Below are 12494 nucleotides of genomic sequence, written 5' to 3' on the forward strand. Positions count from 1 at the left end.
ATACGGCCGGCTGTCGAACGTGGTGAGGTGAAACAATGCGCACGAAGCACGTACTGATGGCCATGCTGGCGCTGATGCTGGTTTCCGGACTCCTCGAGCCGCTCGAACCGACATCCGCCATGCCGCCCGCGTGGTGGGTCCTGGTGTCGGCCTTCCTGTCGAGCTTTTTACCGTTCTACTGGTACCGGCTCGATAGCGAAGCGCGCCTGTTCCTGCCCTCGCGCTGGATGAGCACTGGCGTCGTCACGCTGACGCCGGTCGTGTTGCCGATCTACCTGCTGCGCACCCGCCCGCGCGGCGAGCGTGCCCGCGCGCTGCTTCGGTGCCTCGGATTTTTCCTGTTGATGATACTGGCATCCGGCTTCGGGACCGCGCTTCGGTTCGCCGTCCACTGAGGCGCGCAGCAGCCCATGGTCCGGGCAAGTGCGCCGCCCCGACCAGCACCACTGCCGAACCCTCGTCGAGGGCCGCGCAGCGACGGCATCCATGCGACATTGCGCCCCTTCAGCATCAGCTCGTAGGGTGGGCACTCCGTGCCCACGCCGTCTCGGCGGTCGCGCAGTTGCGGGATAACGTGAAGTCAGTGGTGTGCAGCCGCCGCAACGCGTGGGCACGCAGTGCCCACCCTACATGCTCAGAAGTCGATCGACCCCGACACGCTCACCGTGCGCGGCGCACCCGCCACCAGGTAGCCGAAGCCCGGATAGCCGCCGCTCGACGCCCAGTAGCTACGGTTGGCGACATTGTCGATGCGGGCACGCAGCGTCACGTCGCGCGCCATCACGCGCGTCATCCAGGTGGCGCCGATATCGAGGCGGGTCCAGGACGGCAGCCTTTGCAGGTTGGCCGCATCGGCGAACTGGTCCGAGGTGTGCACGGCGCGCGCGTTCAGCGACAGGCCCTGCACGCCCGGCACGCTCCAGTCGGCGCCGAGGTTGAACTGCATTTCCGGCACGCCGATCGCCTCGCGGCCGTCGGTGGCGCCGTTGTAGGTGTGGCGCTGCTGGGTGTCGAGCAGGGTGGCGCCGCCCAGCAGGCGCAGGCCCCTGGCCGGCGTGCCGAACACCGACAGCTCCAGCCCGCGGTTGCGCTGTTCGCCGAACAGGCCGAAGGTATTGTTCAGGACATTCGTCTGCGGCTGGCTGGTCGTGAACAGGGCCGCGCTGGCGCCGAACTTGCCGGCGTCGACCTTCACGCCGATTTCCTTCTGGCGCGAGGTGTAGGGCGCGAGCACCTCGCCTTCGTTGGCGAAGGGATGCGCGCGGTCGAAGCTGGTGGCAACCGTGCCGGGCTGCAGCGCCTCGATATAGTTCGCGTACAGGGACACACCCTCGGCCGGCTTGTAGACCAGGCCCGCGACCGGCGTGTTGGCGCTCGATTCGTAGCGCGAGTTCTCGATGCCGGTGGCGTAGTCGTAGCCGGCATCCCTGATGCGCTGGTGGCGCAGGCCGAGCGTCAGCAGGACCTTGTCGCCGGCGAAGGAGAGGGTGTCGGCGATCGCCGCGCTCGACAGGATGGTCTTGCGCGTCAACAGCGGATCGCTCATGTTCCCGCCGGGGTAGGCGAGGTAGCCCGGCGCGGCCGCGTCCGTGGGACGGTAGATGTTCGTGTTGATCAGCGCGTTACCAAGCGCGAAGGCGTTGCGCGACTCGCTGTGGAAGCCCGAGGCCGTGGCCGACAGCGTGTGGCCGATCGCGCCGGTACGCAGGCTCGTGCGGGCGCCTAGCTCTCCGGTGCGCACCTCGTCCTCGCGCACATTGTCGAAGCGGCTCATGGTGGCGCTGCCGTCCCGGGCGAAGACGTCGGCCGAAGCGAGCACATTCGATTCGTCGCCCTTGCGCGCACCGAAGGCGGCCCAGGCGACCGAATCCTTGCCGAGATCGACTTCCGCGCGCAGGGTGCCGAACACGTCGCGTTCCTTCGACACCGTCCAGGGCTGGGCCCAGTTGCTGTCGGCATCGGGCGCTTCGAGGATAGGCAAGCCGGCCGCGACGGTGACGCTCGGGCGTGCCTTGTCCAGCCGGTGGTTCTGGTAACCGGCGTCTGCCGACACCCGCCAGCCGCGTCCGCGGTAGTCGGCGCCGACCGAGAACACGGACAGTTCGCGGCCCTCGCGGTCGATGGCGGTGTCGCCGTCGCGGCGCGCGCCGTTGATGCGCAGGCCGGCGCGGCCTTCGGGACCGAAACGGCGCGCCAGGTCGAAGGCGCCGTACAGCTGGCCGCCGCTCTCGACGCCCAGCGTCACCTGGTTCAGGGGCGCGTTCGGCGCGCGTTTCGGCACCAGGTTGATCATGCCGCCGATGCCGCCGCCGCCCGGCGCCGCGCCGTTTACGAAGCTGTTCGCACCGCGGAAGACTTCGACGCGCTCGAGCAGTTCGGAGGCCACGAACTGGCGCGGCAGCAGGCCGTACAGGCCGTTATAGGCGAGGTCGTCCGAGTTGACGGCGAAGCCGCGGATCACATACAGCTCCTGGTAATTGCCGAAGCCGCGCGCCACGCGCACCGAGGGGTCGTTCTGGACCACGTCGGCGACGCTCCTGGCCTGCTGGTCCTGGATCAGCGCGTGGGTGTAGTTGGTGGTGTTGAAGGGCGTGTCCATCATGTCGACATTGCCCAGCAGGCCGATGCGGCCGCCGCGCGCTACCTGGCCGCCGGCGAAATCCTTCGGCAGGCCCTGGGCCGAGGCGTCGGCCGAGGCGGTGACGACGACGGTCTGGATCGGCTGTTCAGGGGTGTCTGGAGCGGCGGTCTGGGCGCCGGCATGGCCGGAGATGAAGACGAAAGCGCCAAAGGCGAGGGGAGTAAGGCGGAGCTGGTTCATCGGTAGTATTGTTCTTGAATGAGAATAGTTATCATTATTATGCACGCGAAGCTTGCGGCTGTAAATGAGAACCATTATTATCTGTACTCATCTTCTTCAAGCGCCACATGTCATCGCATTCCCTACGCCGCTGGTCCTGGATCCATAAATGGAGCAGCCTGGTCTGCACCATCTTCATGCTCCTGCTGTGCCTGACCGGCCTGCCGCTGATCTATCACCATGAGATCGGCCACCTGCTGGGCAACGATGTCGAGGCGCCGAAGCTGGATTCCACTCTGGCAGCCGATCCGCCGCGCGCGAATGTCGACGACGTGATCGCCGCCGCCCGCGCCCTGTATCCGAACAAGATCACGATGTACATCTCGCAGGAGACGGACGAGCCGGCGATCTGGAACGTCACCCTGGGCGACCACCCGACCGACGAACACTACAAGCCGATCGCGGTCGACGCGCGCACGGCCAAGCTCATCACCGAGCCGGCTTTCGAGGGCGGCGCCTTCATGTCGACCATGTTCCGCCTGCACGTGGACCTGTTCGCGGGCCTGCCCGGCAAGCTGTTCCTGGGCCTGATGGGCCTGCTCCTGCTGGTGGCCATCGTCAGCGGGGTGGTGCTGTACGCGCCCTTCATGCGCAAGCTCGACTTCGGCACCGTGCGCCACGGCCGCACCGCACGCCTGAAATGGCTCGACCTCCATAACCTGCTCGGCATCGTCACGCTGGTGTGGGCGCTGGTCGTCGGCGCGACCGGCATGGTCAATACCTGGGCCGACGTGCTGCTGAAATACTGGCAGGCGACCGAGATCGCGGCCATGCTCGAACCCTACAAGGGCGCGCCGCCGCCGACGAAACTGGCCTCGATGGACGCGGCCGTCAAGGCAGCCGAGAAGGCGGCGCCCGGGATGCAGGTCGGTTTCGTGGCCTTCCCCGGCACGCCGTTCGCCAGTCCCCATCACTACGGCGTCTACATGCGCGGCAACGAAGCCTTTTCCTCGCGCCTGTACAAGCCGGTGCTGATCGACGCCCAGACTGGCGCCATCACCGACCACCGCGACCTGCCGTGGTATTTGACGGGCCTGCTGATCTCGCAGCCGCTGCACTTCGGCGACTACGGCGGCGGCTGGATGAAGTTCCTGTGGGCGCTGCTCGACCTCGCGACCATCGTGGTGCTGGGCAGCGGACTGTATTTGTGGTTCCAGCGTGGGCGCGCGCTCAGGCGGCATGCACAGGCCGTCGCGCGGCAAACGGGAACGCCGGCGCGGGCACTGGTGCGCAGCGGGGAAGGGCGATGAACAGCCCTTTCCTGAAACTGTGGGGCATGCCGATCCTGCTCGGCCTGCTCACCACGATCGGCCTCCTCAGCGCGCTGCTGGGCGACGGCATCTGGGACGTCCTGTCCGCTTTTGCGCTCGGCGTCCCGGTCATCGTTGGCTTCTGGTACGGCCTGCGCGGCTGGCGCAGCTGAGCATTTCTGAAGCCTTCCTTAAGCCGCCTTTCGTTGCCTGAAGCTTAAGCTTTTCCAAAGAATTGCCCCGTATAAAGTGGAGACACCAACCACCACACATCGGGAGACTCCAGTGAAGAACTTCATCCGCGCCAACAAAGGCTTTATCGCTTTCATGCTGCTGTTCGGCGTGTTCCGAACGGCGGTCGCGGACTGGAACCCGATTCCCTCGTCCTCGATGCGGCCGAACCTGCTCGAGGGCGACGTGGTGTTCGTGAACCGCCTGGCTTTCGATCTGAAGGTGCCGCTGACCGACACCATCGTCACCCGCACCGGCGAACCGCAGCGCGGCGACGTCGTCACCTTCAGTTCGCCGAAGGACGGCACGCGCCTGATCAAGCGCCTGGTTGCACTGCCGGGCGACGTGGTCGAGATGCGCAACGAAATGCTGATCATCAATGGCCAGCATGCCCAGTACGACGCCGTGCAGCAGGTGATGGAACCGGCGGGCAAGGGCGAAGTGCCGGCGCTGCGCATCAACGAGCGCCTCGATGGCCACGCGCGCCGCGTCCAATTCTTCCCGCAGATCGATTCGCCGGCGCGCAATTTCGGACCGGTGACGGTGCCGCCGGACCAGTACATGATGCTGGGCGATAACCGCGACAACAGCGCCGATTCGCGCTACATCGGCTTCGTGCCGCGTAATCTGCTGATCGGCCGCGCCGAGCGGGTGCTGGTCTCGGCCGATACGCTCGGTAACTGGCATCCGCGCTTCGACCGCTTCGGCATGTCCCTGCGCTACTAAGCGGCTGCCGCTCCGGGCCCGCTCCCGATGAGCTGACCTAATATTCTGTACAATCTCGGCCTTCCCGCTTCACTGAAAGTCCCTGATGTACAGAATCCTGACCGTCGTCCTGGCCTGCCTCGGCATGGCCGGGGCCCTAGCCATCGACACCTATCTGCCTTCGATGCCGGCCATCGGCCGCGATTTCAATGTCGGTCCGGTCGCCGTCCAGCAGACCCTGTCGGTCTTCCTGTTCTGCTTTGCCTTCATGATGCTGTTCTACGGCACGCTGTCCGATTCCTTCGGACGGCGGCGCGTGATCCTGGTCGCGCTCGCGATCTATACGCTGGCGTCGGTCGGCGCGGCCTTTGCCCCAAGCTTCGGCTTCCTGCTGGCCTGCCGCGCGCTGCAGGGACTGTCGGCCGGCGCCGGTTCCGTCATCGGCCAGGCCATCGTGCAGGACCGCCTGAAGGGCGCCGAAGCGCAGAAGATGATGTCGAACATCATGATGGTGTTCGGCCTGGCGCCGGCCATCGCGCCGATCCTCGGCGGCTGGCTGCACGTGCACTTCGGCTGGCGCTCGACTTTCTGGTTCCTGGCTGCCTTCGGCACCCTGCTGATCGTGCTGACGCTGCGCCTGCTGCCGGAAAGCCTGCCGGTCGAGAAGCGCCAGCCTTTCCATCCGGCGACGATCGCGGCCAATTACCTGAAGGTGCTGCGCAATCCGCAGTTCCTGCTGCTGTCGCTGTCGGTCGGCATGTCCTTCGGCGGCCTGTCGCTGTATATCGGCTCCGCCGCGAATTTCGTGATGGTCATTCTCGGGCTGCCGGAAACGGCCTTTGCCTGGATGTTCATTCCGCTGATCGGCGGCATGGTGCTCGGTTCCGCCTGGGGCGGCAAGCGCGCGGCGCACATGGCGGCCGGGCGCCTGAAGTGGATCGGTTTCGGCACCATGCTGGCGGCGGCGGTGCTGAACATCGGCTACAACGCGCTGTTCCCGGCCGCGATTCCCTGGGCGGTGCTGCCGCTGGCGATCTATACCTTCGGCCTGGCCGTGGCGATGCCGGCGGTGCAGATGACGGCGCTGGGGCTGTTTCCGGACAATCGCGGGCTGGCCTCGTCGATGCTGGGGTTTATCCAGATGATGTCGTTCGCGCTGGTGTCGGGGCTGGTGGCGCCGGTGCTGTTCGACAGCGCTTTTAAACTGGCTTGCGGGGTGGGGGTGGGGCTGGTGTTGAGTTTTGGGGCGTGGAGGGCCAGCAAGCTGGCTTGAGCGTTGGCTGCGGGCTGCTCACGGTTTACGCGTGGGCTCGGGAGCCCACCCTACGGTGCACTGCAGCCAACGACAATTGCGTAAGGTAGGGTGGGCTCCCGAGCCCACGCGTTTACATACATGTGCACACCGCGCCGCGAATCACCGCCGGTTCGTCTTCATCGCCGACTGCACCTCGCGCTTGGCATCCCGATCCTTCTCGGTCGCGCGCTTGTCGTGCTGCTTCTTGCCCTTGGCCAGGCCCACTTCGCACTTCACCCGCCCGCCCTTGTAATGCAGGTTCAAGGGCACCAGCGTATAGCCCGAACGCTCGACCTTGCCGCGCAGCTTGTCGATCTCGGCACGGTGCAGCAGCAGCTTGCGCGTGCGCAGGGCTTCCGGGTGGCTGAAGGAAGAGGCAGTGGTCAGCGCGCTCACGTGGCAGCCGAACAGGAACAGCTCGTCGCCGCGCACGACGACATAGGCTTCCTTGATGTTCACGCGTCCTTCGCGAATGGCCTTGACTTCCCAGCCCTCGAGCACCAGGCCCGCTTCGTAACGGTCCTCGATGAAGTAGTCGAAAAATGCTTTTTTATTGTCAGCGATGCTCATGAAATAGCGAAAATCCGCGGGTCGGTTAAACTACAGCTGTCGCGGCCGAATGGCCGCGAAATGCAACTTGTCCAACATCATAACAAACGGTTGACCAATGGCAGTAGTGCACAAATCAGTTTTCCTGGGCTATAGCGCTGAACAGATGTTCGATCTGGTGGCAAAGGTGGAAGATTATCCGAAGTTCCTTCCCTGGTGCAGCGGCGTCAAGCTGCTCGAACGCAGCGACGACAAGCTGGTGGCCAGCCTCGGCATCAACTTCCACGGCGTCAAGCAGAGCTTCACCACCTCGAACCACAACCAGCGTCCGACGCAGATGAAGATGCACCTGGTCGACGGCCCCTTCAAAATGCTGGAAGGCACCTGGAATTTCAAGGCCTTGCGTGAAGACGCCTGCAAGATCGATTTCGACATGCAGTACGAGTTCTCGAGCATTATCCTCGAACAGCTCGTCGGACCCGTGTTCGGGATGATCGCCAATAACATGGTCGATTCCTTCTGCAAGCGCGCCGAGGTGGTCTATGGTGTCTGATGGGGCGGCTGGCACCCTCGCGGTGGTGGTCTGCTATGCGACGCCGCAGCAGGAATTCCTGCGGCCGCTCGACGTCGCTCCCGGCACGACGATCGGCCAGGCGATCGAGGCCAGCGGCGTGCTCGCCGCCTTCCCCGACATCAACCTGGTGACCCAGCCGGTCGGCATTTTCGCCAAGAAGAAAACCCTCGATACCGTCCTGCGCGCGCATGACCGCATCGAGATCTATCGCCCGCTGGTGGCCGACCCCAAGGATTCGCGCCGCAAGCGTGCGGCAAAGAAGGAAGCCGGCGCCCGGAAATGAGGGAAGGCGCCTAGCGGCATTCTTTCATTTCGCTGGCGGTGCGCTCGGCCAGTGCGGCACGCTCGGCATCGCTCACGAATCGTTTCTGGCCGTCCGCCCCGACGTCGGCGATCCGGATTCCCGAGTCGTACAGGCGCTTGTGCTTGCGCAGGTTCTCGCAATATTCGGCCTGGGCCGCCGCCTGCTGCGCTTGCGCCTGCGACTTGCGCTGCGCGTCCTCGCTCTCCTGCCTGCGTTTGCGATAGTCGGCTTCGCGCTCCGCCAGGGTCGGAGGCTTCGGCTTCGCGGGAGCAGGCGCCTTGTCTTCCTCCTTCGCTTCCTTCCCGGCCTCCAGCACCTGCGGCGGCGCCGCGCGACCCGGTCCCTTCAGGATCTTCGCGGCCGGCGTGCCGGGCGGCGGCGGCTGGTCCGAATACACGCGGGTGCCGTTCGGGCCGATCCAGACGAACTGGGCCTGCGCAAGGCCGGCGCAGCAGAACAGGAGCACGGCGGCGCAGCGGGACAGGGAGGGGCGAAGCGATCTTGGCATGGTGGATATTTTCGTGTGGCAACTCTTTAGCAACTGAGTGCGATTCTCCATGATTCCCCGCGGCTGTCAACGAAGCCGTGCGGAAACGGTCTTTTTTACCCAACGTGCGACGACTTTCGCGGCTTTCTGTATAATTCGCTTTTGCGCCTATAGGAAAATGCTATGCGTCTACTTCAAAAAGCACTCACGTTCGATGATGTGCTGCTCGTCCCGGCCTACTCCAATGTTCTTCCGGCCGACACCTCCCTTCGCACCAAGCTGACCCGCAACATCACGCTGAACATCCCGCTGCTCTCGGCCGCGATGGATACCGTGACCGAAGCCCGTCTGGCGATCGCGATGGCGCAGGAAGGCGGCATCGGCATTATCCACAAGAACCTTCGCCCGGCCGACCAGGCCCGCGAAGTTGCGCGCGTCAAGCGTTTCGAAGCAGGCGTGCTGCGCGATCCGATCACCGTCCCGCCGACGATGAAGATCCGCGACGTCATCGCCCTGCAGCACCAACACGGCTTCTCGGGCTTCCCGGTCGTCGAGGGCAAGCAGGTGGTCGGCATCATCACCAACCGCGACCTGCGTTTCGAAGACAACCTGGATGCGGAAACCCGCACCAAGATGACCCCACGCGAAAAACTCGTGTACGTGAACGAGGAAGCGAACACGGAAGAAGCCAAGCGCCTGATGAACAAGCACCGCCTCGAGCGCGTGCTGGTCGTCAACGACGCCTTCGAACTGCGCGGCCTGATCACCGTGAAAGACATCATGAAGTCGCACGAGCACCCGTTCGCATCGAAAGATGCGCAGGGCAAGCTGCTGGTCGGCGCGGCGGTCGGCGTCGGCGAGAAGGATCGCGAGCGCGTCGAGCTGCTGGTCGCGGCCGGCGTCGACGTGCTGGTGGTCGACACCGCCCACGGCCACTCGCAGGGCATCCTGGACACCGTGAAATCCATTAAGACCCGCTACCCGCACGTGGACGTCATCGGCGGCAACATCGCCACCGCCGCCGCCGCCAGGGCGCTGGTCGAGGCCGGCGCTGACGCAGTCAAAGTCGGCATCGGTCCCGGCTCGATCTGCACTACCCGCATCGTCGCAGGCGTCGGCGTGCCCCAGATTACCGCGATCTCGAACGTGGCCGAAGCGCTGGCCGGCACCGGCGTGCCCTGCATCGCCGACGGTGGCATCCGCTACTCGGGTGACGTCTCGAAGGCACTGGCAGCGGGCGCCTCGACCGTCATGATGGGCTCGATGTTCGCCGGTACCGAAGAAGCGCCGGGCGAAGTCATCCTGTACCAGGGCCGCAGCTATAAATCCTACCGCGGCATGGGTTCGCTGGGTGCAATGGCCGAAGGCTCGGCCGACCGCTACTTCCAGGACGCCTCGGCCAAGGCCGACAAGTTCGTCCCGGAAGGCATCGAAGGGCGCGTCGCCTACAAGGGCAGCGTGCTCGCGATCATCTATCAGCTGGTCGGCGGCGTGCGCCAGTCGATGGGCTACTGCGGCTGCGCGACGATCGACGAACTGCGCGAAAAGGCGGAATTCGTCGAGATCACCTCGGCGGGCATGCGCGAATCGCACGTCCACGACGTCCAGATCACCAAGGAAGCGCCGAACTACCGTTCGGAGTAATGCAAGAGCGGCCCAATGCGGCCGCTTTTTTTGCATCTGCATCGGTCGTGCACCGTAGGGTGGGCTCCCCGAGCCCACGCGTCTGCACCCGATAATCATCCGCGACGCCACGCGCTGCCCCTGAATTCGAATCACTTCTTTAAATCGGCCCAATGCACTCCAAAATCCTGATCCTCGACTTCGGCTCCCAAGTCACCCAACTGATCGCCCGCCGCGTCCGCGACGCCGGCGTCTTCTCCGAAGTCTTCCCCTACGACGTCGACGACGAATTCGTGCGCAACTACGGCGCCTCCGGCGTCATCCTCTCCGGCAGCCACAACTCCACGCTGGAAGGCGACTCCCCGCGCGCCCCGCAAGCCGTGTTCGAACTCGGCGTCCCCGTGCTCGGCATCTGCTACGGCATGCAAACCATGGCCGCCCAGCTCGGCGGCAAGGTGGAAAACGGCAAGGTCCGCGAATTCGGCTACGCCGAAGTGCGCGCTAGAGGCCACACCAAACTGCTGAACGGCATCAACGACTTCGTCACCGACGAAGGCCACGGCATGCTGAAGGTCTGGATGAGCCACGGCGACAAGGTCCTGGAAATGCCAGAAGGCTTCAAGCTGATGGGCTCCACCGACAGCTGCCCCGTCGCCGCCATGGCCGACGAAGAGCGCCGCTTCTACGCGCTGCAATTCCACCCGGAAGTCACGCACACCACGCAAGGCGAAGCCATCATCGGCCGCTTCGTGCACGAGATCTGCGGCTGCAAATCCGACTGGAACATGCCCGACTACATCGGCGAAGCCGTCGAAAAGATCCGCGCGCAAGTCGGCACCGACGAAGTCATCCTGGGTCTCTCGGGCGGCGTCGACTCGAGCGTGGCCGCAGCCCTGATCCACCGCGCCATCGGCGACCAGCTGACCTGCGTCTTCGTCGACCACGGCCTGCTGCGCAAGGACGAGGGCAAGATGGTGATGGACATGTTCTCGAAGAACCTGGGCGTCAAGGTCATCCGCATCGATGCCGAAGACCAGTTCCTCGGCCACCTGGCCGGCGTGAACGACCCCGAGCAGAAGCGCAAGATCATCGGCCGCGAATTCGTCGAAGTGTTCCAGGTCGAAGCCGGCAAGCTGACCAATGCGAAGTGGCTGGCCCAGGGCACGATCTACCCGGACGTGATCGAATCGGCAGGCAAGGGCAAGAAGGGCCAGACCATCAAGAGCCACCACAACGTGGGTGGCCTGCCGGAAACCCTGAACCTGAAACTGCTCGAACCGCTGCGCGAACTGTTCAAGGACGAAGTGCGCAAGCTCGGCGTCGCCCTCGGCCTGCCGCACAACATGGTCTACCGCCATCCGTTCCCGGGCCCCGGCCTGGGCGTGCGCATCCTGGGCGAAGTGAAGAAGGAATTCGCGGACCTGCTGCGCGAAGCCGACGCCATCTTCATCGAAGAACTGCGCAACACCCCGTTCGAACTGCCGCCGGTCGCCGGCATCGACGCCGGCAAGGCGCCGGTGAACTGGTACGAAGCGACCAGCCAGGCGTTTGCCGTGTTCCTGCCGGTGAAATCGGTGGGCGTGATGGGCGACGGGCGTACCTACGAATACGTGGTCGCGCTGCGCGCGGTGCAGACGCTCGACTTCATGACGGCGCAGTGGGCGCATCTGCCGCATTCGCTGCTGGGGAAGGTGTCGAACCGGATCATCAACGAAGTGCGCGGGATCAATCGCGTGGTTTATGATATTTCGGGGAAGCCGCCGGCGACGATTGAGTGGGAATAATCAACAACTCGGCAGTAGCCCGCAAGCTCAGGCAATAGAGCACAAGGAAGCCCCTGATTTCAGGGGCTTTTTTATCCTTTCGTTACAACTATGCGATCAATGGGCGGCAAGAGACGCTGGTCCTCGGCAGGTACGGTCCGGACGGGATCAAACTGGCAGAGGCAAGGGAGATGCTCAACGAGGCCAAGCGATCGCTTGCCTCTCCGACTTGCGGTGCGGGCGGGTCTTCCTTGACGGAAGGAACGGTGGCACGCAAGACGAAAGCCTTGAGCGCCAGATAAAACAGGGTCCACCCGGGAGGGCGGGACAAAACTTCTATTGCGGCCGAGGCCGATTCGCGTAACGAGCGCACCGCCCGCTTGAGGCATAGCCAAGGTTGCGGGGACCAGGAAACGTGCTCAGGCACAGCAAAACGCCCGTGCCTGTCAGGCGAGATGCTTGAGGAGCCCGAAAACTCTCGCTGGTGCCAATTTGGCGCTCTCAAGCCCGAAATCGAGGCGATTTTCGCTCGACGTGGCCGATGAACGAGGTACCTCTGTTTCTCAGCCGCTTTGGTTCGGGTGCTTCTCGCGGCATAGGTGTTGAACCGTTGTTGAACGCTTGTTGAACGGGTGTTCAACAACGAGTTTCTGCGGCTGCCGCTTCCATCCTGTTGAACGCTCGTTGAACCGTTGTGGAACGATTGTTCAACGACAGAGGAAAAGGCGCGACAAAATATCGCTTCACGCGTGCACAGCACGGAGAGGTAGCGCAGCAAGATGTCAGGGCGGCGAGCCAGGAAGGTGCGCCCGGCCGTAACTGGCCTGGGCGTGGCGATAGACTCGACAAGAAAA

The 12494-nt window shown here is 64.4% G+C and carries 12 protein-coding genes; 9 read left to right on the plus strand and 3 right to left on the minus strand.

Translation table 11 applies throughout. The annotated features are described in order from the left end of the window. Positions 1 to 35 precede the first annotated feature (35 nt). Positions 36 to 395 carry a hypothetical protein gene (locus tag ACI48I_RS08730; RefSeq protein ID WP_498573924.1) on the plus strand — a complete coding sequence of 120 codons (360 nt, stop codon included), beginning with the start codon at positions 36 to 38 and terminating at the stop codon, positions 393 to 395. 239 nt (positions 396 to 634) lie between these two features. Here the strand turns inward: ACI48I_RS08730 and ACI48I_RS08735 are convergent, their stop codons facing one another. Next, the gene (locus tag ACI48I_RS08735) at positions 635 to 2821 is read right to left on the minus strand and encodes a TonB-dependent receptor (RefSeq protein ID WP_498573925.1); all 2187 of its coding nucleotides are present in this window, start codon (positions 2819 to 2821) and stop codon (positions 635 to 637) included. 107 nt (positions 2822 to 2928) lie between these two features. Between ACI48I_RS08735 and ACI48I_RS08740 the strand changes: the two genes are divergently transcribed. The 4 genes from ACI48I_RS08740 (at position 2929) to ACI48I_RS08755 (ending at position 6319) form a co-directional block, all read left to right on the plus strand. Next, on the plus strand, positions 2929 to 4110 hold the full coding sequence (locus ACI48I_RS08740; RefSeq protein ID WP_498573926.1) for a PepSY-associated TM helix domain-containing protein: 1182 nt from the start codon (positions 2929 to 2931) through the stop codon (positions 4108 to 4110). Continuing rightward, positions 4107 to 4283, plus strand: a complete 177-nt coding sequence (locus ACI48I_RS08745; RefSeq protein WP_498573927.1) for a hypothetical protein — start codon at positions 4107 to 4109, stop codon at positions 4281 to 4283. Before ACI48I_RS08740 ends, ACI48I_RS08745 begins: the two co-directional genes overlap by 4 nt. Positions 4284 to 4395: 112 nt before the next feature. Further along, complete coding sequence (lepB, locus tag ACI48I_RS08750; protein WP_498573928.1) at positions 4396 to 5067, plus strand: signal peptidase I; 672 nt, start codon at positions 4396 to 4398, stop codon at positions 5065 to 5067. Positions 5068 to 5152: 85 nt separating this feature from the next. Continuing rightward, positions 5153 to 6319, plus strand: a complete 1167-nt coding sequence (locus tag ACI48I_RS08755) for a multidrug effflux MFS transporter (RefSeq protein ID WP_498573929.1) — start codon at positions 5153 to 5155, stop codon at positions 6317 to 6319. A 141-nt stretch (positions 6320 to 6460) separates the two neighbouring features. Here the strand turns inward: ACI48I_RS08755 and smpB are convergent, their stop codons facing one another. Then, positions 6461 to 6910, minus strand: coding sequence for an SsrA-binding protein SmpB (gene smpB / locus ACI48I_RS08760; RefSeq protein WP_193685508.1), 450 nt, complete (start codon positions 6908 to 6910; stop codon positions 6461 to 6463). A 97-nt stretch (positions 6911 to 7007) separates the two neighbouring features. Here smpB and ACI48I_RS08765 point away from each other — a divergent pair, with 97 nt between their 5' ends. Continuing rightward, positions 7008 to 7442: a type II toxin-antitoxin system RatA family toxin gene (locus ACI48I_RS08765; protein WP_193685509.1), complete on the plus strand. Its 435-nt coding sequence runs from the start codon at positions 7008 to 7010 to the stop codon at positions 7440 to 7442. Then, positions 7432 to 7746, plus strand: coding sequence for an RnfH family protein (locus tag ACI48I_RS08770; protein ID WP_498573930.1), 315 nt, complete (start codon positions 7432 to 7434; stop codon positions 7744 to 7746). Before ACI48I_RS08765 ends, ACI48I_RS08770 begins: the two co-directional genes overlap by 11 nt. A gap of 10 nt (positions 7747 to 7756) precedes the next feature. Here ACI48I_RS08770 and ACI48I_RS08775 read toward each other — a convergent pair whose 3' ends face one another. Beyond that, a complete protein-coding gene (locus tag ACI48I_RS08775) occupies positions 7757 to 8275 on the minus strand; it encodes a DUF4124 domain-containing protein (protein WP_193685511.1) in 519 nt (172 codons plus the stop codon). A 162-nt stretch (positions 8276 to 8437) separates the two neighbouring features. Between ACI48I_RS08775 and guaB the strand changes: the two genes are divergently transcribed. Then, positions 8438 to 9898, plus strand: coding sequence for an IMP dehydrogenase (gene guaB, locus ACI48I_RS08780; protein WP_193685512.1), 1461 nt, complete (start codon positions 8438 to 8440; stop codon positions 9896 to 9898). 152 nt (positions 9899 to 10050) lie between these two features. Next, positions 10051 to 11661, plus strand: a complete 1611-nt coding sequence (gene guaA, locus ACI48I_RS08785; RefSeq protein WP_498573931.1) for a glutamine-hydrolyzing GMP synthase — start codon at positions 10051 to 10053, stop codon at positions 11659 to 11661. Positions 11662 to 12494 lie beyond the last annotated feature (833 nt).

Source organism: Massilia sp. LXY-5, from assembly GCF_059801075.1.